This is a genomic window from Pantoea sp. YU22 (genome assembly GCF_003970755.1).
GTDB lineage: Bacteria > Pseudomonadota > Gammaproteobacteria > Enterobacterales > Enterobacteriaceae > Pantoea > Pantoea piersonii.
This window is the reverse complement of record NZ_RYDU01000007.1, coordinates 94,116-114,327: the sequence shown is the minus strand read 5'-3', so window position 1 is coordinate 114,327 and position 20,212 is coordinate 94,116. Positions and strand designations below refer to the sequence as shown.

The following is a 20,212-nucleotide window of genomic DNA, read 5'->3' as shown; positions in this document are numbered from 1 at the left end:
CCTGTAGGGTTTATAGCGAGGAATAAAGGGCCGGTTTCCCGGCCGGAAATCAGTATTTACGCGCCTGATCGAGATGGGCGTTAAGTTTTTCTGCTACCGCCTGTACGCGTTCGGATTCAGAGGCTTGCGCCACGCCGACGTGCCACCAGCTGAAGTATTTATGCACCATGGTCTTCGGCAGCACCTTGATGTCGATAAGCGTGGAAACCGTCTGCTTACGCGCATCTTCCAGCGCCGCGGTAAGCTGATCCAGCGTAGTGACGCGATAGGTTTTACAGCCGTAGCCCGCCGCGATGGCGGCGAAGTCCACCGGCACGAAGCCGCCGTCCAGCTTGCCGCCTTCTGGATTGCGGAAGCGGAATTCGGTGGTGAAGCTGTCCATACCATGTTCCATCTGCAGGTTGTTAATGCAGCCGTTGGTCATGTTGTCGAACAGCACCACGTTGATTTTGGCGCGCTCCTGAATCGAGGTGACCAGCTCGGAGTGCAGCATCATAAAAGAGCCGTCGCCCAGCAGCGCGTAGACCTCGCGATGCGGCTGCGCCAGCTTCGCGCCCAGCGCGGCGTTCACCTCATAGCCCATGCAGGAGTAGCCGTACTCAACGTGATACGAGTTGTAGTCGCGGGTGCGCCAGACGCGCTGCAGATCGCCCGGCAGACTGCCCGCTGCCGCCACAATCACTGCATCCTTTGGGAGCTGCTCATTTAGCGTGCCGAGCACGCGGCTCTGGGTGAGCACTGACTGGGTCAGACGATTAAATTCGGCAAATACCGCGTCGCGATCGATATGGTCGGCAATCTCCGGAATAAAGCCGTCGCCGGTATATTCCACCTGATAGACGCGCTGCGTCTCTTTCAGCAGCTTGCTCTGCGCCTGCTCGATCTGGCTGCCCCAGTCGTTGCTGTAGTTCTTATCCGCCAGTCCCGCCTCCAGCGCGACGAGCCCTTCACGCGCGTCGGCCAACAGCTGCACGCCGTCGAGCTTGTAGGTGTCGAAATTGCTGACGTTGACGTTAAGGAAGCTGACATCCGGGTTCTGGAAAATCCATTTCGATGCGGTGGTGAAATCGGTGTAGCGGGTGCCGACGCCAATCACCAGATCCGCCTCTTTCGCCAGCAGGTTGGCGGCCAGACAGCCGGTTTCGCCAACGCCACCGACGTTAAGGGGATGGTCAGAGACGATCGTGCCTTTGCCCGCCTGAGTTTCAGCGAACGGAATCTGGTAACGCTCGGCGAACTGACGCAGCGCCTCGCCCGCTTCAGAATATTTCACGCCGCCGCCCAGCACGATCATCGGCTTGCGTTTGCGCACGATCAGCGCCAGCGCGTCATCTAGCTGCGCAGCGGTCGGCAGACGGCGATCGAGACGGTGCACGCGCTTCTGGAAGAAGTAGTCCGGGAAATCCCAGGCTTCGCCCTGCACGTCCTGTGGCAGCGCGATCGTCACCGCGCCGGTTTCGGCGGGGTCGGTCAGCACGCGCATGGCGTTAATGCAGGCGGTCATCAGCTGTTCGGGACGGCTGACGCGGTCCCAGTATTTGCTCACGGCGCGGAAGGCGTCGTTGGTGCTGATGCTGAGATCGTAGCTCTGTTCGATCTGCTGCAGCACCGGATCGGGCTGGCGCGTAGCGAAGACGTCGCCCGGCAGCAGCAGCAGCGGAATGCGGTTCGCAGTGGCGGTGGCTGCTGCGGTGATCATATTGGCGGCGCCCGGGCCGACCGATGAGCTGCAGGCGATAATCTGGCGGCGCAGAGACTGTTTGGCGAAACCCATCGCGGCGTGCGCCATTCCCTGTTCGTTGCGGCCCTGATGCACAATCAGATCGCCGCTGTCCTGCTCCAGCGCTTGCCCCAGGCCCAGCACGTTGCCGTGACCGAAAATGGCGAAGAGGCCTTTCACAAACTTCGTTTCCACGCCGTCGACATTAATGTATTGATTATCAAGAAACTTAACCAGCGCCTGTGCGGTGGTCATTCTGATTGTGGCCATATTCTTTTCCTTTACATACTGCAACCTGGTGACAGGTTAGCGACGTGGCGTGTCGCGAAAGGCGACCGCAGGTAACTGAAACTTGAAGCGATTATAAACAAATATATTTTTCATAAAATACGATTACAGAAGAAACATTTCATTTTGCGATTGAGATCAAATTTAACCGTGAAACGCAGCTTTAACGGGACAGCGAAGCGGGCTAAGTGAAACAAGAAATGCGAAAAGCGGAGAAGCTGGAAGTTTTCATTTTAATTCAGTCGCTTCCTGCAGAGGCTTAGCTTTTTCTGCGATCCGCTTCACACCCCTGCAGCGGCGCGAAACGGATGAAACATCGCGCGCGTGATGTGCAGGCGGTGCAGAGTTTTACCTGGTTCACAAAATCGCGATGGATGTTTCATTTCATATTGAATTTGGAATTTTTATTCCTCATAATTTCTCCATCGTCAGTCTGGCAAAGGCAAAACCCAGACGCACGCCGGGATGCCTGCTCCCTTGCACGCGTGTCTGCTTATCACAGAAGGAAACCACAGGTATGAGTACAGAAAAGAAGCGGCTTGATGTGATTTGTATTGGGCGCATCGCCGTTGACCTTTATGGTCAGCAAATTGGTGCGCGGCTGGAGGATATGAGCACATTTGCTAAATATCTCGGCGGCTCCTCCGGCAACGTCGCCTACGGCACCGCGATTCAGGGGCTAAAATCGGCGATGCTGGCGCGCGTCGGCGATGAGCATAACGGCCGCTTTCTGCGCGAAGAGCTGAACCGCGTAGGATGTAATACCGACGGGCTGATTACCGATAAGCAGCGTCTGACCGGACTGGTTATTCTGGGCATCAAGGATGAAGAGACCTTTCCGCTGATCTTCTACCGCGATAACTGCGCCGATATGGCACTGGTGCCGGAAGATATCGATGAGGACTTTATCACCTCGTCGCGCGCAGTTGCCGTAACCGGCACCCATCTCTCTCATCCGCAGACGCGCGCCGCGGTGCTGAAAGCGCTGGATATCGCAAAGCGCAACGGCCTGCGCACCGCGCTGGATATCGATTATCGTCCGGTATTGTGGGGCCTGACCTCACTCGGCGACGGCGAAACGCGTTTCATCGAGTCTGAACAGGTGACGCGACAGCTGCAGGAAGTGATTCACTATTTCGACCTGATTGTCGGTACGGAAGAGGAGTTTCATATCGCTGGCGGCAGCACCGATACGCTTACGGCGCTGAAGAATGTGCGCCAGGCGACTCAGGCGACGCTGGTTTGTAAACGCGGTCCGCTGGGCTGCGTGGTATTTGAGGGCGATATTCCCGATTCCTGGGAACAGACGAAGCTACAAAGCGGCGTACGGGTTGATGTATTAAACGTGCTGGGCGCGGGCGACGCCTTTATGTCCGGTCTGCTGCGCGGCTGGCTCAACGACGAAGGCTGGGAACAGGCGTGTCGTTACGCCAATGCCTGCGGCGCGCTGGTGGTGTCGCGTCACGGCTGCGCCCCGGCGATGCCGACCAAAGAGGAGCTGGATGATTTCCTCAGCCGCGATAAAGAGGTGAAGCGTCCCGATCTCGACGCGCGTTTAAATCACCTGCATCGCGTGACCACGCGCAAACAGCAGTGGCCGGAGCTGAACGTGTTCGCCTTTGACCATCGCAAACAGCTGGCCGATATGGCGCGCGAAGCGGGCGTCGACGAGAGCAAAATCCCGGCGCTGAAAGTGCTGCTGCTGAAGGCGGCTGAAGAGGCGGCGCGCGAGGCCGGACTGGAGAACAAGAGCGGTATTCTTGCCGATACCACTTACGGCCAGAAAGCGCTGAACGCCATTACCGGCAAAGGCTGGTGGATTGGCCGTCCGATCGAAATGCCCAGCTCGCGGCCGCTGCGCCTGGAGCATGGCAATATCGGCTCGCAGCTTATCGACTGGCCGGCGGAGCATGTCGTGAAATGCCTGGTCTTCTACCATCCGCACGACAGCGCCGAAATGCGCAAAGAGCAGGACGATCTGGTGCTCGACGTCTGGAACGGCTGTAACAAGAGCGGGCACGAGCTGCTGCTGGAAGTCATTCTGCCGGAGAGCAATCCCGATCGTAACGAGGCCTACTATCTTGAGATCCTCAGCCACTTTTATCAGATGGGCATCCAGCCCGACTGGTGGAAGCTGCCGCCGCTGTCGGCGGAGAGCTGGCAGGCGATTAGCGGCCTGATCGAGCAGCAGGATCCTCATTGCCGTGGCATTTTGCTGCTGGGACTCGACGCGCCGGAAGAGAAGCTGAAGGCGGGCTTTGCCGCTGCGGCGAAAGCACCCTGGGTGAAAGGGTTTGCGGTCGGCCGCACTATCTTCGGCCAGCCGTCGCGCCAGTGGCTACAGGGCGAGCTGGATGATGAGGCGCTGGTTGAGAAGGTGAAGGGCAATTATCTGCGGCTGATCGACTACTGGCGCGCCGCGCGCGGTTAACAGCTAAAAAAACGGCGGGAACATTCCCGCCGTTTTTATCTGTCAGTTCTTATCTCAGGCTTTCAGCCATCCTTAAAAACATCCTTATTTCAGCGTGATGCTCTGGATAATGCTGTCCGCGTCGCTCTGCGCCTGCTGCTGGTTGTCGCCCGGCAGAGTAATCTGCAGCGTCAGCAATTTGCCGTCGACTTTCGCCAGGATCACTGAGGACCAGGAGGTCTGATTATTGGCTGACACTACGCTGTCCAGACGCTGCGCAGGCTGATCTTTCAGGGTAATCGCTTTGTCAGAAACCACCTGCAGCTGCGGGTCGCGGTTGCGCTGCTGCTGTTCCAGACGCTGCGCCAGCACGTCCAGCCCTTCGCTGGTGGCGTCGCCTGCGATCACAATAATGGCGCGCGCGCCGGTTTCATCGGCGTACACGTGCATATTGGTGGTCTGGTTGCCCAGCTTGCCGCTCTTGTCCGACATGCCGGCCGGCAGCGAGAAGCTCAGCTTACCGTCCATCAGCGTTACGTTCTGCGACGACTGGCTGGCGCTGGTGCCATTGCTGCCAGCCGCGTCATCTTTCTTCTGATCGCAGGCCGCCAGGCCCAGCACCAGTAAGCCAATACCCGCATATTTCACTAAGTTTCGCATCTGAATCCCTTTATTTGATTCCAGTAAGGCGTTCATACAACTCGAATCAGGCGGCAAAAGCAACCGCCCGATTGTCAGCAGATCTTAGCGGGTCGCAGCGAAACGCTCTATGTCCGTTTAGCCGAAATTAACCTGCGGGCGCTGCGAACGTTCTGTCAGACGTTTCAGCATCGCATTGAGCAGCACGCCGTAAGCGGGCAGGAAGAAGACAAGGCAGATCAGCACTTTAAAGCTGTAGTCCACCAGCGCGATCTCTACCCAGTGCGCGGCCATAAAGGGATCGGTGCTTTTATAAAAGGCGATAAAGAAAAAGGCGAGCGTATCGCTGATATTGCCGAGGAACATCGCGCAGCCAGGCGCGACCCACCACTGCGGCAGCTGGCGCAGGCGGTTAAAGACATGGACGTCAAGGATCTGTCCCAGCGCATAGGCCATAAAACTGGCGCAGGCGATGCGCGCAACGAACAGGTTGACGTTATGCAGCGCGGCGAAGCCCTGCCACTGGCCCTGATAAAACAGACTTGAGACCAGATAGGAGACAAACAGCGCCGGGATCATCACTGCCAGGATAATGCGGCGCGCCAGCGGGGCGCCGAAAATACGCACGGTCAGGTCAGTCGCCAGAAAGATAAACGGGAAGCTGAATGCGCCCCAGGTGGTGTTGAAGCCAAACACGGAAACCGGCAGCTGCACCAGATAGTTACTGGAAATAATCACCAGCAGGTGAAACAGGGATAGCCAGACCAGCGCATGCTGACGCTGACGCGAAGAAAATGCGATCATAATGGACCTTTTTCATATTGGGGTGAGGGAACCCATTGCCGTGCAAAGCGGAGCCTGCGCGACGGTACCGAATGTAAAAACCGCGGCATCTTACCGCGTTGTGCTATTTACGCAATGGTTAATTTTAACGCAATCGTTCTCGTCTTGCGTCTGCGGGAGCGCGCGTTAAAATGAGCGCCCCCTGTTTAGAACCGAGTGATTTATGAGCGACAACTTCTCCCATGCCGACCATCAGCTGGATGCCCTGGGCCTGCGCTGTCCGGAGCCGGTAATGATGGTGCGTAAAACGGTCCGCACTATGCAGGACGGGGAAACGCTGTTGATTATCGCCGACGATCCGGCCACTACGCGCGATATTCCCGGCTTCTGCCGCTTTATGGAACACCGCCTGCTGGCGCAGCAAACCGAAACCCTGCCTTACCACTATCTGATCCAGAAGGGTCTCGGCGCCTGATCGTCCTGTCGCGCGTTATTCCCGACGCGTGCGCAGCAGGCGCAGCGCGTTAGCGGTCACCAGCGCCGTCGCGCCGGAGTCGGCGACCACCGCCAGCCATAAGCCAGTCAGGCCCAGCAGCGTTGTGACCAGAAACAACGCCTTCAGCCCCAGCGCAATGGCGATATTCTGCCGTAGCGTGGCGCGCGTGCGCCGCGCCAGCGCCACCAGCGACGGCAACAGCGGCAAGGCATCGCGCGTCAGCGCGGCGTCGGCGGTCTCCAGCGCGATATCGCTGCCGCTGCCCATGGCGATACCGATGGTGGCCGCTTTCATCGCGGGCGCATCGTTGATGCCGTCGCCCACCATTGCCAGCGGTTGCTGCTGGCCCAGCGCGCGAACAGCATCGACCTTATCGGCAGGCAGCAGAGCGGCGCGAAAATCGATGTCGAGTTCGCGAGCGATCGCTGCCGCGGCGCGCGGGTTGTCGCCGGTAAGCATCATGCTTTCGATGCCCATTTTCTTTAACGCCGTTACCGCGACCTGCGCGTCGGCGCGCAGATTATCGCGCAGCGCCAGCGCGCCCAGCGGTTCGCCGTCGCGCAGGATCGCCACCAGCGTTTGTCCCTGTTCTTCCTGCTCGACAATCTGCGCGCGCTGCGCGGCGGTCAGGACGTCAACGCGGCCAGGGGACAGCAGTTCCACCTGCGCGCCGTCGACCTGCGCGGCGATGCCGCTGCCCGCCAGCGTCACCTGCTGGCTGGCGGAGGGCAGCGTCAGCTGCCGCTCCCTCGCGGCCGCGACAATGGCCGCCGCCAGCGGATGGGTTGAACCCTGTTCCACCGACGCCGCCAGCGCCAGCAGCTCATTCTGCGACAGCGTGGCGAAGCAGAGCACGGCGGCGACCTGCGGCTTGCCCTGCGTCAGGGTGCCGGTTTTGTCGAAGGCGATGGCGCGTATCTGGCTGAGGCGCTCCAGCGCCGCGCCGCCTTTAATCAGCGCGCCCTGACGCGCGGCGGCGGCAAGACCGGAGGTAATGGCGGCAGGCGTGGCAATCACCAGCGCGCAGGGGCAGCCGATCAGCAGCAGCGTCAGCCCTTTATAGATCCACGGCAGCCAGGCGCCGAAACCGAGCAGCGGCGGTACCACCATCACCAGCGCGGCCAGCAGCATAATCAGCGGCGTATAGATGCGGCTAAAGCGATCGATAAAGCGCTCCACCGGCGCGCGATGGCTGTCAGCCTCTTCTATCAGCGTCAGAATGCGGTCGATGGCGCTTTCGCCTGGTTTCGACGTTACCTCAAGCTGAATCAGGCGATCCACGCTGGTGGCGCCCGCCAGCAGCGCATCGCCCTTTTCACGCGTGACCGGCAGCGACTCGCCGGTCAGCGCGCTTTCGTCCAGGCTCGCTTCGTTACTCAGCAGACGGCCATCGACTGGCAGGCGTCCGCCAGCCGCGACCTCAATCACGTCTCCGGGCCGCAGCGCCGCCAGCGCCACGGTTTCCCGCACCTCGCCGTTTAACCGTACGGCGTTTTCCGGACGTAGCGCCATCAGCTGCGTAACGCCGCTGCGCGCGCGGGCGGCGGCAAAGGCTTCCAGTCTTTCGCCCAGCAGAAACAGCAGCAGCACCATCGCCGCTTCGGCATGGGCACCAATCAGCAGCGCGCCAGCGGCGGCAACGCTCATCAGCATTTCGATAGTAAAGGGCGAGCCGCTGCGCGCGCGTCGCCACGCGTCACGCGCCACCGGCCATAATCCAGTCAGCGTGGTGGCGATAAACAGCATGTCGCCCCAGTGCGGCATGAAGCGGCTCAGCGTAAAGCTGGCGAGCATCATAACGGCGAGTATCAACAGAGTTTGGTTCTCGCGCCAGCGGGAGGCGGGGCGGGGCGGCGTCGTCTCGCTGACTAGCGAGAAACCGGCGCGCGCGACGGCCTGTTCAACGGCGGCGGCGATATCATCGCTGGCGTCCACCAGCAGCTTTTCGCTGGCGAAGACGACGCGCGTGCGAACAACCTGGGGCAACTGGCTAACGGCGGTTTCAACGGTGCGGGCGCAGCTGGGGCAATCCATGCCGCTGACGCGCCAGCTAAAATGCCAGGAGCCACGCCTGTCGCCTTCTTCGTCGCCATCGCCGCCGGGGCTGCTGTCAGCCTCGCAGCAGCCCCCGCTGCATTCAGGTTGTACAGGCGTGGCAGCCTTAATATTGAGACGAACGGGCGTGGCGCCAGGCAGGGCGCACAAGGGTTTGGTTGCGGAATGGGTGGTGCCTGGGCGGCCGCAGCCGCAGGCGTGACGATGTTGGTGCATATAACCTCCAGTAACGGGCGGGCGACGCCGCCCGCTACTGCATCCTACACTCTGGAGTCGACTCCAGAGTCAAGACCGGTTTTGCACTAGTAGAGCCAGAGCGAACGAACAATCATAAAGTGCCCGGCGAAGTAACAGGCGGCGACGATGGCGCTGTCGGCGCTGAAGCGGCGGCGATAGTGGCTGACAAACCAGACGATATTCGCCAGCAGCAGCAGGCTCGCGCCCACAACCAGCGTGAAGCTGTCATCCGAGGGGCGGAAAACGTACTGCTCGGCGGCCAGCCATGTCATCACCAGCGTCATGCCAATCAGCGTGCAAATCGGCCAGCGCAGCGTCTCCAGGCGGCTCCAGATCACCGCGATGGTGACCACGCCGATAATTAACAGCGTCAGCGGAATCGGCCAGTAGAAGGTCATCGTCATGCCGGCGGCGAAGCAGATGGTGTAAAGCAGATGAGAGAGGAAGAACGCGCCCAGCGCATAGAGCATTTGCTGACGCGGCAACAGCAGCAGCGCATCGCCGACCAGCGTCGCGATAAGCCCGGCGATAATCAGGTAATCGGTAGGTTTCAGCACCGGCGCCTGCCAGGCCCAGCCGACCATTAGCAGCAGCGTGATGGGTTTGAATAGCCAGCGCTGCCACTGCGGGCCGCGATAGGATGCATCAACATAGAGCCAACCGGAAAAAAGTACCGCAAGAAATGACCAAAGCATTGCTGCTCCCTTAAGGACAACCTGTCCATCAGATGGTGAAAATTCCCAATAAGTCGATCCCAGTTTAGGTTACGGCTTCGCAATGTGACAATGAGGCAACTCTGGTTGTATGCTTCACCCGCATTGCTTTTCAGAGCTTAACGAGACGAGAAAAAACCATGAGCAAACCACCGCTACTCTTTTTTATCGTACTGGCCGTTATCGCCGTGCTGGCGACTCGTCAGTTTATCAGGCAGCGGCGCGAAGCGGCGGTCAACGACGCCTCACCGGTGCGCACGCTGACGGTGAAGGTGAAAACCAAGCGGGAATATCCGTCGCCTAATCGGCGTTCACGCCAGCGGGAAACGATCGCAGGCGAAGATATGCGTTATGAAGCCTGGTTCCATCCTCTGAACGGTGCCAGCGACATTAAAGCGATTGTGGGCGAGCGCGATTACAATCAGATGGATACCGGCGCGAAAGGAGAGCTGAAAATGCAGGGATCGCGCTTCGTCAGCTTTACGCCGGTACAGTAGAAAAGCGCTGACGGGATGCCGTGCCAGCGCGGGCGAGGCGGAACGCTTTGCTTGTCGTTCCGCTCATCCGGCCGCGAACCTTGCCAGCCGTTTGATCGCCGTGCTTATTTCTTCTTAGGGAAATTGGCCTTCTGCCACGCCAGCAGCTCAAAGACGCCAAAGAGAAAGATTTTCGTCTGCGTCCAGCGATCGATCGGCGGCGCGTCTTTCGGCTGGGTTGCGCGCAGCAGCGTCAGCTGCAGACCGTGCATCAGCACCATAAAGAACAGCGCGACGTGGATAAAATAGCGCAGCGGTTTAGGGTAGGGGTCTACCAGGTTGAACAGTAAAAAAGCCCAGACGCACAGCATCAACAGGCGACCTGAATTAAGCAACATCGGATGTCTCTTGTTGTCGGTGATATAAACGATACGCCACTTGCCCGGCGATCTTTTCGCGATGCAGCGCCCAACTGGTGGGCACCGGCGGCGCGCCGTGCTCCACTTCGCTCTCTACATAGATCATCGCCTCGTCCGCCAGCCAGCCATTCTGCTCCAGCAGCTGCAGCGTTTGCTCCAGCAGACCTTTGCGGAACGGCGGGTCGACGAATACCACATCATAAGGCTCGCCGGAAGCAGCCAGCCAGTTAAGGGTATTGGCGTTGATCACCTGCGCGTCGCTGGCACGCAGGGTTTGTACATTCTTCTCCAGCTGTTGCGCCACCGAACGTTCCAGCTCCAGCAGCGTCACCGACGCGGCAAAGCGCGACAGCGCCTCCAGACCGAGCGCGCCGCTGCCGGCAAAGCAGTCGAGACAGCGCGCCTGCTGCAGAACGGGCGCCAGCCAGTTAAACAGGGTTTCCCGAACGCGATCGGTGGTAGGGCGCAGCCCGGCGCTGTCGGGCACCGGCAGTTTGCGTCCGCGCCACTGACCGCCGATGATGCGGATTTGTCCGGCACCGCCTGTGCCACGAGGGGTTTTACTCATCTTGCTCACAACTCGTCATAATTTGTTGCGTAGTTTAACGGGCGAATCGGTGAGAAGAAACGGTAAAAAAGGGTGCTGTGGTGCGCTGGCTGGAAAGTGTTAGACTAGTGAGTTGCTGAAGTCATACATAATTCTGCCGTTTTTCGCCCTTTTGGCGGTGAAAACCAGAGCTAATTTTTATCCCCTGGGAACAGCGAGCGACCGGGATTAAGCCATCGAGGAGTGTGGTCACACAATGGCAAAAGAGAAAAAACGTGGCTTTTTTTCCTGGCTGGGATTTGGCAAAGAAGAAGAGACACAACAGCCTGCTGAAACGCCTGAACAGCAGCCAGAGGATCCTGCGCTAGCGCAGGCGGAAACCGACGCGGCACATACCGTCGAACTGACCGAGCAGCTCGCCGAGGCGCAGCGCGAAGCGCCAGCGCACGCCGTTGACGAGCACATTGCCGCTGAGCCGGAAGCGGAACAGATCGTCCAGAAGGCGCAGGATGCGGAAATTATCGCGCCGCTGGAGGAGATCATTCCGGAAGAAGAGCCGGAGCTGGCGCCGCAGCCGATTGAAGAAGAGATTGTGCCGGAAGCGCTGCCCGAAGAGGAGCAGCCGCTGGATGACGAAGAACTGGCGGCGCTGGCATTGGCGGAAGCGCCGCAGGATGAAGCGGCGGAAGAGATCGCCGCCGAAGACGAGGTTCAGGATACCGTCAGCGATCTGCCGCTCGCCGCCGCGCCGATCGTTTCTCAGGAACAGGAACGCCCCACCAAAGAGGGTTTCTTTGCCCGCCTGAAACGTAGCCTGGTAAAAACCCGCCAGAACCTTGGCTCCGGCTTTATCAGCCTGTTCCGCGGCAAAAAAATTGACGACGATCTGTTTGAAGAGCTGGAAGAGCAGCTGCTGATCGCCGACGTTGGCGTAGAGACGACGCGCCGCATCATTACTAACCTGACGCAGCAGGCGAACCGTAAACAGCTGCGCGATGCGGAAGCGCTTTACGGCCTGCTGAAAGCAGAGATGTCGGGCATTCTGGCGAAGGTCGACGCGCCGCTCGCCGTCAGTGGCAAAGCACCGTTCGTTATTCTGATGGTCGGCGTAAACGGCGTCGGTAAAACCACCACCATCGGCAAGCTGGCGCGTCAGTATCAGGCGCAGGGCAAATCGGTGATGCTGGCGGCGGGCGATACCTTCCGCGCGGCGGCCGTTGAGCAGCTGCAGGTGTGGGGCGAGCGCAACCATATTCCGGTCGTCGCGCAGCATACCGGCGCAGATTCCGCCTCGGTGATTTTCGATGCCATCCAGGCGGCGAAAGCACGCGGCGTTGACGTGCTGATCGCGGATACGGCGGGTCGACTGCAGAATAAATCGCACCTGATGGAAGAGCTGAAGAAAATCACTCGCGTGATGAAAAAGCTGGACGAAGAGGCGCCGCACGAAGTGATGCTCACCCTTGATGCCAGCACCGGTCAGAACGCCATCAGCCAGGCGAAACTTTTCCATGAGGCGGTCGGCCTGACCGGTATTACCCTGACCAAGCTGGACGGAACGGCGAAAGGCGGCGTGATCTTCTCTGTGGCCGATCAGTTCGGCATCCCGATTCGCTATATCGGCGTCGGGGAAGGCATTGAGGATTTACGGCCCTTCAAGGCCGAGGATTTTATTGAGGCACTGTTTGCCCGAGAGGACTAATTGGGATGATTCGCTTTGAAGAGGTCAGTAAGGCATATCTCGGTGGACGTCAGGCGCTGCAGGGCGCGGATTTCCATTTGCGGCAGGGCGAAATGGCGTTCCTCACCGGCCATTCCGGCGCCGGTAAGAGTACCCTGCTGAAGCTGATTTGTGGCATTGAGCGGCCGAGCGCGGGCCATATCTGGTTCAGCGGTCACGACATTTCCCGGCTGCGCAACAGCGAGGTGCCGTTTCTGCGTCGCCAGATCGGCATGATCTTTCAGGATCACCATCTGCTGATGGATCGTTCCGTCTATGACAACGTGGCGATCCCGCTGATTATCGCCGGCGCCAGCGGCGAAGATATTCGCCGTCGCGTGTCGGCGGCGCTGGATAAGGTCGGCCTGCTCGATAAGGCGAAAAGCTTTCCGATTCAGCTCTCCGGCGGTGAACAGCAGCGCGTCGGCATTGCACGCGCCGTGGTGAACAAGCCCGCCGTGCTGCTGGCGGACGAACCGACCGGCAACCTGGATGACGCGCTGTCGGAAGATATTCTGCGCCTGTTTGAAGAGTTTAACCGCGTGGGCGTTACGGTGCTGATGGCGACGCACGACAGCGGGCTGATCGCGCGCCGTCGCTATCGCGTTATGACGCTCAATCAGGGACGCCTGCATGGAGGCCACGATGGTCAATAAACGCAACAAGCGCCCCGCTGCGCCAAAAGCGAAAGCGCCGTCAAAAAGCAAAGCGCTGAAGGGCGGCTGGCAGGAACAGTGGCGCTACGCATGGCGCGGCACGCTGTCCGATATGTATCGCCAGCCGCTGGCGACGTTGCTGACGGTGATGGTTATCGCCATCTCGCTGACGCTGCCCAGCGTCTGCTACATGGTATGGAAAAACGTCAGCCAGGCCGCGACGCAGTGGTATCCCGCGCCGCAGCTGACGGTTTATCTGTCGAAAACGCTGGACGATACCGCCGCTGAAAATGTGGTGGCACAGCTGAAGCAGGTCGATGGCGTGGATAGCGTCAACTACCTGACGCGGGAAGAGGCGCTGAACGAGTTTCGCAACTGGTCGGGCTTTGGCGGCGCAATGGATATGCTGGAGCAGAACCCGCTGCCGGCAGTGGCGATTATCACGCCGAAGCTCAACTTCCAGAACTCCAGCACCATGCAGAACCTGCGCGACAGGGTAGCGAAAGTGCAGGGCGTTGATGAAGTGCGCATGGACGACAGCTGGTTCGCCCGTCTGGCGGCGCTGACCGGGCTGGTGGGACAAGTCGCTTCCATGATCGGCGTTCTGATGATTGTCGCGGTGTTCCTGGTGATCGGCAACAGCGTGCGGCTTAGCATCTTCGCGCGGCGCGATACCATCAACGTGCAGAAGCTAATCGGCGCCACCGATGGCTTTATCCTGCGCCCGTTCCTTTACGGCGGCGCGCTGCTTGGCTTTAGCGGCGCGGTGCTGTCGCTGATCCTCTCCGAGGTGCTGGTTCTGCGCCTGCAGTCGGTGGTGGCACAGGTGGCGCAGGTGTTTGGCACGACCTTCGCGCTGGAAGGCTTCTCATGGGATGAGGGGCTGCTGCTGCTGCTTATCGCTGCCATTATCGGCTGGATTGCGGCCTGGCTGGCGACCGTGCAACATTTACGTCGTTTTACGCCCCAGTAACCGCCTGCAACGTTTTTTTGATATAATGTTCCTCTGCTGCCGACGATCCGGGCGCAGAGGAACCCCTCTCTTCCCGCCTCGTCATCTGTGTGTAAAATATTCACCGCTATAATTGAACTTGTGGATAACTTAGCTACTCTAAGTAGCACAGATTGCTTTCGGATTTTCCCCGGCGTTGACTTAAGGTAACGTCTGCTCAAAGGGAAGACGCAGCAACTTAATAACCATTGTGAGGGTTTGAATGACCAAAGAAATGCAAACTTTAGCTATTGCTCCTCTTGGCAACCTGGAATCTTACGTTCGGGCCGCCAACGTCTGGCCGATGCTGTCGGCAGAAGAGGAAAAAGCGCTGGCTGAACGGCTGCATTACCAGGGTGATCTGGATGCGGCTAAGACGCTGATCCTGTCTCACCTGCGCTTTGTAGTTCATATCGCTCGTAATTATTCCGGTTACGGCCTGCCTCAGGCGGACCTGATTCAGGAAGGGAACATCGGCCTGATGAAGGCGGTGCGTCGCTTTAACCCTGAAGTTGGCGTGCGTCTGGTCTCTTTCGCCGTGCACTGGATTAAAGCCGAGATTCACGAATACGTGCTGCGTAACTGGCGTATCGTGAAGGTCGCTACCACTAAAGCGCAGCGCAAGCTGTTCTTTAACCTGCGTAAAACCAAGCAGCGTCTGGGCTGGTTCAACCAGGACGAAGTCGAGATGGTGGCGCGTGAACTGGGCGTAAGCAGCAAAGACGTGCGTGAAATGGAATCGCGTATGGCCGCGCAGGATATGACCTTCGATATGTCCGCCGACGATGAGAGCGGCGAAGGCAAAACAATGGCGCCGGTGCTCTATCTGCAGGATAAAACCTCAGACTTCGCTGACGGCATCGAAGAGGATAACTGGGAATCGCACGCTGCCGATAAGCTGAGCGACGCGATGCTGGGCCTCGACGAGCGCAGCCAGCACATCATCCGCGCCCGCTGGCTGGACGAAGATAACAAAACCACGCTGCAGGAACTGGCGGATCGTTACGGCGTGTCAGCCGAACGCGTGCGACAGCTTGAAAAGAACGCCATGAAGAAATTACGTATGGCGATAGAAGCATAAAAAAACGGGCGACGCGAAGTCGCCCTTTTTTTTGCCTGTTATTTGACCCAGCCGTCACTCTGCGCGCGAAAACCGCAGGCCTGCATAAAAGCGGCGCGCTCGCCCTGATTTGCGCTGCCGTCATCCGCTACCCACCAGCTTGAGACAGAGCCGTTTTGCGCCATCGTCTCTTCCATCAGATATTGACCCACGCCGCGCCGCCGCGTCACCTCACGCACCTCCAGCTGCGAAATTTTCCCCTGCGATCCCACAATCTCCAGCTTTAGCGCACCCAGCAGCCGTTCATTAAAGCGCGCGGCGTAAAGGCGCTGGTTTTCACTCAGGCTTTTTTCCAGCGCCGCAATATCTTCGTTTGGCCAGATTTTCGCCAGATCGATGTGGTCCTGCGGGCTGAAGGTGGTCAGGCGCAGAATAGTCAGCTTCATAACAAACACCTGTACTAGTCGAAAGGGCATAGTGTAGCGAATTTATACAGTCAGAGCGCCGTCACTTTTTTAAGTTGAAAACAGGTCAAAAGATGGCCGGGATGCCAGGATAGAGGAGATAAAGAACAATAAGCGGCGCATAAGCCAGCATAACGCGCTGGAGAAATGGAGAAAAAGCCTGCATAACAACCAGATGATTATGCTGTTTCGGCCCGCTATTTCCCAACAGGTCAGTTGATTTACAGAAGAAACTTCCTGTTTAATAACCTGAAAAATAAAGCCTTATTATCAAAAAATACCGGAAAAGCACGCTAAATCGTTCATAAACATCATTTTTCGGCTTTATCCGGTAGCAACAGCAAACCACAAATCACAGACACAACAAGATGGGGAAGTCCGCATGAAAATGAGTAAAGGCCGCGCATTACTGGCGGGTTGCGTTGCGCTGGCGATGAGCCACGCCGCCCTGGCTGCCGATATCAAAATCGCTATCGTGGGTGCCGTGACCGGCCCGGTAGCGCAGTATGGCGATATGCAGTTCACCGGCGCCGCTCAGGCGATTAAAGATATCAACGCCAAAGGCGGCGTGAACGGCAACAAACTGGTGGGCGTAGAGTATGACGACGCCTGCGACCCGAAACAGGCCGTGGCGGTGGCGAACAAAGTCGTCAACGACGGCATTAAATATGTTATCGGCCATCTTTGCTCCTCTTCTACCCAGCCTGCGTCTGACATTTATAACGACGAAGGCGTGCTGATGATCACCCCGGCGGCGACCGCGCCAGAGCTGACCGCACGCGGTTATGCCACCATTATGCGCACCACCGGGCTCGACTCCGATCAGGGCCCGACCGCTGCTAACTATATCCTCAGCGAGATCAAACCCAAGCGTATTGCCGTGGTGCATGACAAGCAGCAGTACGGCCAGGGGCTGGCGGAATCCGTGCAGAAAACCCTGAAAGCCAAAGGCGGCAACGTGGTGCTGTTTGAAGGCATTACCGCAGGCGATAAAGACTTCTCTACGCTGATTGCGCGTCTGAAGAAAGAGAATGTGGACTTCGTTTACTACGGCGGTTACTACCCGGAAATGGGCCAGATCCTGCGCCAGGCGAAAGCGGCGGGTCTGAACGCTGGCTTTATGGGACCTGAAGGCGTGGGCAACGCCTCGCTCTCTAATATCGCAGGCGACGCCTCGGAAGGCATCTACGTGACGCTGCCGAAGCGCTACGACCAGCTACCGGAGAACAAAGCGATCGTTGACGCTATCAAAGCCAACAGCGCGCAGAACCGCAAAGATCCGACCGGTCCGTTCGTCTGGACCACCTACGCGGCGATCCAGTCGCTGGTGGCTGGCATCGAGCGCAGCAAAAGCGACGAGCCGGAAGAGATTGCGAAAAACCTGAAGGGTGGCGAGCCGGTACCGACAGTGATGGGCAACCTGAGCTGGGACCAGAAAGGCGATCTGAAAGGTTTCGAGTTCGGCGTATTTAAATGGCACAAAGACGGTTCTTCTACCGCGGTTAAGTAATCGTCCCATCGGCAGACAAATCCCTTGCCGCTACGGCAGGGGATTTTCCCGTTCTAATGCAGGTCTTCACTATGTCCGAGCAGTTTCTTTATTTCACTCAGCAGATGCTTAACGGGGTCACTCTCGGCAGCACCTACGCGCTGATCGCCATTGGTTACACCATGGTTTACGGCATTATCGGCATGATCAACTTCGCTCACGGCGAGGTCTATATGATCGGCAGCTATGTCTCTTTTATCGTTATCGCCGCCCTGATGATGATGGGCATCGACACCGGCTGGCTGATGATCGCCGCTGGCTTTGTGATGGCGATCCTGATCTCCAGCGCCTACGGCTGGAGCATTGAGCGTGTCGCCTATAAGCCGGTGCGATCGTCGAAGCGATTGATCGCGTTGATCTCCGCCATCGGCATGTCGATCTTCCTGCAAAACTACGTCAGCCTGACGCAGGGCTCACGCGACCTCGCGCTGCCGAGCCTGATCACCGGCCAGTGGACGCTGGGCCAGAGCAACGGCTTTGCCGCCACCATCTCCACCATGCAGATCGTGATCTGGCTGGTGACCTTTCTGGCGATGCTGGCGCTGACGCTGTTTATTCGCTATTCGCGTATGGGTCGCGCCTGCCGCGCCTGCGCCGAAGACCTGAAGATGGCGAGCCTGCTCGGCATCAATACTGACCGCGTGATTTCGCTGACCTTTGTGATCGGTGCGGCGATGGCGGCGGTGGCGGGCGTGCTGCTCGGCCAGTTCTACGGCTCCATTAACCCCTTTATCGGTTTTATGGCGGGCATGAAGGCCTTTACCGCCGCGGTGCTTGGCGGCATCGGCAGCATTCCGGGCGCGATGATCGGCGGCCTGGTGCTCGGCATCGCCGAAGCGCTGACCTCCGCCTATCTCAGCACTGAATATAAAGACGTCGTCTCTTTTGCGCTGCTGATCGTGGTGCTGCTGGTCATGCCGACCGGTATCCTGGGTCGTCCGGAGGTAGAAAAAGTATGAAGTCCTCCTTTATCAATGCGCTGATCTCCACCGTCATGCTGCTGGTGCTGGCCAGCTTCTTTATGGGGATGCGGCTCGGCCTGGACGGCACGCGACTGGTGGTGCAGAGCGCCGGGGACGTGCGCTGGAACTGGATTTTCGTCGGCTGCGCGGTGGTTTTTCTGTTTCAGCTGCTGCGCCCGTTCTGGCAGCGCGGCATGAAAAAGATCGCCGGCCCGACGCTGGTGTTGCCCGGCATCGACGGCTCTACGCCTAAGCAGAAGCTGTTTATGCTGGCGCTGATCGTCGTAGCGGTGGCCTGGCCCTTTTTCGTGTCGCGCGGCGCGGTGGATATCGCCACGCTGACGCTGATCTACGTAATGCTTGGCCTGGGCCTGAACGTGGTGGTTGGCCTCTCGGGTCTGCTGGTGCTCGGCTACGGCGGCTTCTACGCCATCGGCGCTTATACTTTTGCGCTGCTGAACCACTACTTTGGTCTCGGCTTCTGGGAGTGTCTGCCGCTGGCGGGCATCGTGTCGGCGCTGTTCGGCCTGCTGCTCGGCTTTCCGGTATTGCGTCTGCGCGGCGACTATCTGGCGATTGTCACCCTCGGTTTCGGCGAAATCGTGCGTATCCTGCTGCTGAATAACACCGCCATTACCGGCGGCCCTAACGGCATTGCACAGATCCCGAAACCTTCGCTGTTCGGCCTGGAGTTTGGCCGCAAAGTCTCTGAAGGCGGCTGGAGCACGTTCCACGAATTTTTCGGCTTGAAATATGACCCCAGCGATCGCGTCATTTTCCTCTACCTGGTGGCGTTGCTGCTGGTGGCGCTGACGCTGTTCGTGATCAATCGCCTGCTGCGTATGCCGCTGGGCCGCGCGTGGGAAGCGCTGCGCGAAGATGAGATCGCCTGTCGCTCGCTCGGCCTGAGCCCGACGCGCATCAAGCTGACCGCCTTTACCATCAGCGCCGCCTTCGCGGGCTTCGCCGGTACGCTATTCGCCGCGCGCCAGGGCTTTGTCAGCCCGGAATCTTTTACCTTTGTCGAATCAGCCTTTGTGCTGGCGATTGTGGTGCTGGGCGGTATGGGCTCGCAGTTCGCCGTTATCCTCGCCGCTATCCTGCTGGTGGTTTCGCGCGAGCTGATGCGCGACCTGAATGAATACAGCATGCTGGTGCTGGGCGGCCTGATGGTGCTGATGATGATCTGGCGTCCGCAGGGGCTGCTGCCGATGAAGCGTCCGCATCTGAAACTGAAACAGAAACAAGGAGAGCAGGCATGATTCAGCCTTTATTAGCCGTTGAGGGTCTGATGATGCGCTTCGGCGGCCTGCTGGCGGTCAATAACGTGGCGCTGGAGCTGCGCCCGCAGGAGATCGTCTCGCTGATCGGCCCGAACGGCGCGGGCAAGACCACCGTTTTCAACTGCCTGACCGGCTACTACAAGCCGACCGGCGGCACCATTAAGCTGCGCGAGCAGCATCTGGAAGGCCTGCCCGGCCAGAAGATCGCCCGGATGGGCGTGGTGCGCACTTTTCAGCACGTTCGCCTGTTCCGTGAGATGACGGTTATTGAGAACCTGCTGGTGGCGCAGCATCAGCATCTGAAAAGCGGCCTCTTTTCCGGCTTATTAAAAACGCCTGCGTTTCGTCGCGGCGAGAGCGAAGCGCTGGATCGCGCCGCCACCTGGCTGGAGCGCATCGGGCTGCTCGATCTCGCTAACCGCCAGGCGGGCAATCTGGCTTACGGCCAGCAGCGCCGTCTGGAGATTGCGCGCTGCATGGTGACGCGCCCGGAGATCCTGATGCTGGACGAACCGGCGGCCGGGCTGAACCCGAAAGAGACGCACGAGCTGGATGAGCTGATTGCTGAACTGCGCGGCGAGCACAAAGTTTCCGTGCTGCTGATTGAACACGATATGAAGCTGGTGATGGGTATTTCCGACCGTATCTATGTGGTGAACCAGGGTACGCCGCTGGCCAACGGCACGCCGGAAGAGGTGCGCAACAATCCGGATGTGATCCGAGCCTATTTAGGAGAGGCGTAAC

General features: G+C 58.9%; 19 protein-coding genes. 11 read left to right on the top strand and 8 right to left on the bottom strand.

Annotated elements, in window-relative coordinates; genetic code table 11:
* Nucleotides 1-49 precede the first annotated feature (49 nt).
* Nucleotides 50-1,990 (bottom strand): 3D-(3,5/4)-trihydroxycyclohexane-1,2-dione acylhydrolase (decyclizing), encoded by a 1,941-nt coding sequence (iolD, locus tag EKL29_RS12295; RefSeq protein ID WP_126689826.1) that lies wholly within the window; start codon nt 1,988-1,990, stop codon nt 50-52.
* Between the two features lie 535 nt (nt 1,991-2,525).
* On the opposite strand from iolD, the gene iolC reads away from it, so the two are divergent.
* Nucleotides 2,526-4,439: a bifunctional 5-dehydro-2-deoxygluconokinase/5-dehydro-2-deoxyphosphogluconate aldolase gene (iolC, locus tag EKL29_RS12290; protein ID WP_120457176.1), complete on the top strand. Its 1,914-nt coding sequence runs from the start codon at nt 2,526-2,528 to the stop codon at nt 4,437-4,439.
* 84 nt (nt 4,440-4,523) lie between these two features.
* Here the strand turns inward: iolC and EKL29_RS12285 are convergent, their stop codons facing one another.
* A complete protein-coding gene (locus EKL29_RS12285; protein WP_126689825.1) occupies nt 4,524-5,078 on the bottom strand; it encodes a DcrB family lipoprotein in 555 nt (184 codons plus the stop codon).
* Between the two features lie 117 nt (nt 5,079-5,195).
* Complete coding sequence (locus tag EKL29_RS12280; protein ID WP_126689824.1) at nt 5,196-5,861, bottom strand: 7-cyano-7-deazaguanine/7-aminomethyl-7-deazaguanine transporter; 666 nt, start codon at nt 5,859-5,861, stop codon at nt 5,196-5,198.
* 202 nt (nt 5,862-6,063) lie between these two features.
* On the opposite strand from EKL29_RS12280, the gene tusA reads away from it, so the two are divergent.
* Nucleotides 6,064-6,315 (top strand): sulfurtransferase TusA, encoded by a 252-nt coding sequence (tusA, locus tag EKL29_RS12275; protein WP_103796303.1) that lies wholly within the window; start codon nt 6,064-6,066, stop codon nt 6,313-6,315.
* A gap of 15 nt (nt 6,316-6,330) precedes the next feature.
* Here the strand turns inward: tusA and EKL29_RS12270 are convergent, their stop codons facing one another.
* Together EKL29_RS12270 and EKL29_RS12265 are read right to left on the bottom strand one after the other, a co-directional pair.
* The gene (locus EKL29_RS12270; RefSeq protein WP_126689823.1) at nt 6,331-8,607 is read right to left on the bottom strand and encodes a zinc/cadmium/mercury/lead-transporting ATPase; all 2,277 of its coding nucleotides are present in this window, start codon (nt 8,605-8,607) and stop codon (nt 6,331-6,333) included.
* Nucleotides 8,608-8,693: 86 nt separating this feature from the next.
* A complete protein-coding gene (locus EKL29_RS12265; protein WP_120457182.1) occupies nt 8,694-9,323 on the bottom strand; it encodes a lysoplasmalogenase in 630 nt (209 codons plus the stop codon).
* Nucleotides 9,324-9,481: 158 nt separating this feature from the next.
* On the opposite strand from EKL29_RS12265, the gene EKL29_RS12260 reads away from it, so the two are divergent.
* Nucleotides 9,482-9,838: a DUF2500 domain-containing protein gene (locus EKL29_RS12260; RefSeq protein ID WP_120457184.1), complete on the top strand. Its 357-nt coding sequence runs from the start codon at nt 9,482-9,484 to the stop codon at nt 9,836-9,838.
* 104 nt (nt 9,839-9,942) lie between these two features.
* Here the strand turns inward: EKL29_RS12260 and EKL29_RS12255 are convergent, their stop codons facing one another.
* Both EKL29_RS12255 and rsmD read right to left on the bottom strand, forming a co-directional pair.
* Entirely contained in the window at nt 9,943-10,215 is a 273-nt protein-coding gene (locus EKL29_RS12255; protein ID WP_120457186.1) for a DUF1145 family protein, read from the bottom strand.
* Entirely contained in the window at nt 10,205-10,804 is a 600-nt protein-coding gene (rsmD, locus tag EKL29_RS12250) for a 16S rRNA (guanine(966)-N(2))-methyltransferase (protein ID WP_126689822.1), read from the bottom strand. Before rsmD ends, EKL29_RS12255 begins: the two co-directional genes overlap by 11 nt.
* Before the next feature lie 235 nt (nt 10,805-11,039).
* Between rsmD and ftsY the strand changes: the two genes are divergently transcribed.
* From ftsY to rpoH, 4 genes are all read left to right on the top strand, one after another.
* The gene (ftsY, locus tag EKL29_RS12245; protein WP_126689821.1) at nt 11,040-12,485 is read left to right on the top strand and encodes a signal recognition particle-docking protein FtsY; all 1,446 of its coding nucleotides are present in this window, start codon (nt 11,040-11,042) and stop codon (nt 12,483-12,485) included.
* A gap of 5 nt (nt 12,486-12,490) precedes the next feature.
* A complete protein-coding gene (gene ftsE / locus EKL29_RS12240) occupies nt 12,491-13,159 on the top strand; it encodes a cell division ATP-binding protein FtsE (RefSeq protein ID WP_120457191.1) in 669 nt (222 codons plus the stop codon).
* Nucleotides 13,149-14,132, top strand: a complete 984-nt coding sequence (gene ftsX / locus EKL29_RS12235) for a permease-like cell division protein FtsX (RefSeq protein ID WP_120457193.1) — start codon at nt 13,149-13,151, stop codon at nt 14,130-14,132. Before ftsE ends, ftsX begins: the two co-directional genes overlap by 11 nt.
* Nucleotides 14,133-14,373: 241 nt before the next feature.
* The gene (rpoH, locus tag EKL29_RS12230; RefSeq protein WP_120457195.1) at nt 14,374-15,231 is read left to right on the top strand and encodes an RNA polymerase sigma factor RpoH; all 858 of its coding nucleotides are present in this window, start codon (nt 14,374-14,376) and stop codon (nt 15,229-15,231) included.
* Nucleotides 15,232-15,269: 38 nt separating this feature from the next.
* Here rpoH and panM read toward each other — a convergent pair whose 3' ends face one another.
* Complete coding sequence (gene panM, locus EKL29_RS12225) at nt 15,270-15,656, bottom strand: aspartate 1-decarboxylase autocleavage activator PanM (RefSeq protein ID WP_120457197.1); 387 nt, start codon at nt 15,654-15,656, stop codon at nt 15,270-15,272.
* Between the two features lie 400 nt (nt 15,657-16,056).
* Between panM and EKL29_RS12220 the strand changes: the two genes are divergently transcribed.
* The 4 genes from EKL29_RS12220 (at nt 16,057) to livG (ending at nt 20,211) form a co-directional block, all read left to right on the top strand.
* Nucleotides 16,057-17,184, top strand: coding sequence for a branched-chain amino acid ABC transporter substrate-binding protein (locus tag EKL29_RS12220; protein ID WP_120457199.1), 1,128 nt, complete (start codon nt 16,057-16,059; stop codon nt 17,182-17,184).
* A 71-nt stretch (nt 17,185-17,255) separates the two neighbouring features.
* Nucleotides 17,256-18,182, top strand: a complete 927-nt coding sequence (gene livH / locus EKL29_RS12215; RefSeq protein WP_120457384.1) for a high-affinity branched-chain amino acid ABC transporter permease LivH — start codon at nt 17,256-17,258, stop codon at nt 18,180-18,182.
* Complete coding sequence (locus tag EKL29_RS12210; RefSeq protein WP_126689820.1) at nt 18,179-19,447, top strand: high-affinity branched-chain amino acid ABC transporter permease LivM; 1,269 nt, start codon at nt 18,179-18,181, stop codon at nt 19,445-19,447. The genes livH and EKL29_RS12210 overlap by 4 nt, the downstream gene beginning before the upstream one ends.
* On the top strand, nt 19,444-20,211 hold the full coding sequence (gene livG / locus EKL29_RS12205; protein WP_126689819.1) for a high-affinity branched-chain amino acid ABC transporter ATP-binding protein LivG: 768 nt from the start codon (nt 19,444-19,446) through the stop codon (nt 20,209-20,211). The genes EKL29_RS12210 and livG overlap by 4 nt, the downstream gene beginning before the upstream one ends.
* Nucleotide 20,212 lies beyond the last annotated feature (1 nt).

Excerpts from the sequence above, each read along its gene's own strand:
- EKL29_RS12210 (WP_126689820.1), top strand. The coding sequence starts at position 18,179 with ATGAAGTCCTCCTTTATCAATGCGCTGATCTCCACCGTCATGCTGCTG.
- livG (WP_126689819.1), top strand. The coding sequence starts at position 19,444 with ATGATTCAGCCTTTATTAGCCGTTGAGGGTCTGATGATGCGCTTCGGC.
- livH (WP_120457384.1), top strand. The coding sequence starts at position 17,256 with ATGTCCGAGCAGTTTCTTTATTTCACTCAGCAGATGCTTAACGGGGTC.
- iolD (WP_126689826.1), bottom strand. The coding sequence starts at position 1,990 with ATGGCCACAATCAGAATGACCACCGCACAGGCGCTGGTTAAGTTTCTT.
- ftsY (WP_126689821.1), top strand. The coding sequence starts at position 11,040 with ATGGCAAAAGAGAAAAAACGTGGCTTTTTTTCCTGGCTGGGATTTGGC.
- rpoH (WP_120457195.1), top strand. The coding sequence starts at position 14,374 with ATGACCAAAGAAATGCAAACTTTAGCTATTGCTCCTCTTGGCAACCTG.
- panM (WP_120457197.1), bottom strand. The coding sequence starts at position 15,656 with ATGAAGCTGACTATTCTGCGCCTGACCACCTTCAGCCCGCAGGACCAC.
- EKL29_RS12265 (WP_120457182.1), bottom strand. The coding sequence starts at position 9,323 with ATGCTTTGGTCATTTCTTGCGGTACTTTTTTCCGGTTGGCTCTATGTT.
- ftsE (WP_120457191.1), top strand. The coding sequence starts at position 12,491 with ATGATTCGCTTTGAAGAGGTCAGTAAGGCATATCTCGGTGGACGTCAG.
- ftsX (WP_120457193.1), top strand. The coding sequence starts at position 13,149 with ATGGTCAATAAACGCAACAAGCGCCCCGCTGCGCCAAAAGCGAAAGCG.
- EKL29_RS12255 (WP_120457186.1), bottom strand. The coding sequence starts at position 10,215 with ATGTTGCTTAATTCAGGTCGCCTGTTGATGCTGTGCGTCTGGGCTTTT.
- EKL29_RS12270 (WP_126689823.1), bottom strand. The coding sequence starts at position 8,607 with ATGCACCAACATCGTCACGCCTGCGGCTGCGGCCGCCCAGGCACCACC.
- rsmD (WP_126689822.1), bottom strand. The coding sequence starts at position 10,804 with ATGAGTAAAACCCCTCGTGGCACAGGCGGTGCCGGACAAATCCGCATC.
- EKL29_RS12260 (WP_120457184.1), top strand. The coding sequence starts at position 9,482 with ATGAGCAAACCACCGCTACTCTTTTTTATCGTACTGGCCGTTATCGCC.
- tusA (WP_103796303.1), top strand. The coding sequence starts at position 6,064 with ATGAGCGACAACTTCTCCCATGCCGACCATCAGCTGGATGCCCTGGGC.
- iolC (WP_120457176.1), top strand. The coding sequence starts at position 2,526 with ATGAGTACAGAAAAGAAGCGGCTTGATGTGATTTGTATTGGGCGCATC.
- EKL29_RS12220 (WP_120457199.1), top strand. The coding sequence starts at position 16,057 with ATGAAAATGAGTAAAGGCCGCGCATTACTGGCGGGTTGCGTTGCGCTG.
- EKL29_RS12280 (WP_126689824.1), bottom strand. The coding sequence starts at position 5,861 with ATGATCGCATTTTCTTCGCGTCAGCGTCAGCATGCGCTGGTCTGGCTA.
- EKL29_RS12285 (WP_126689825.1), bottom strand. The coding sequence starts at position 5,078 with ATGCGAAACTTAGTGAAATATGCGGGTATTGGCTTACTGGTGCTGGGC.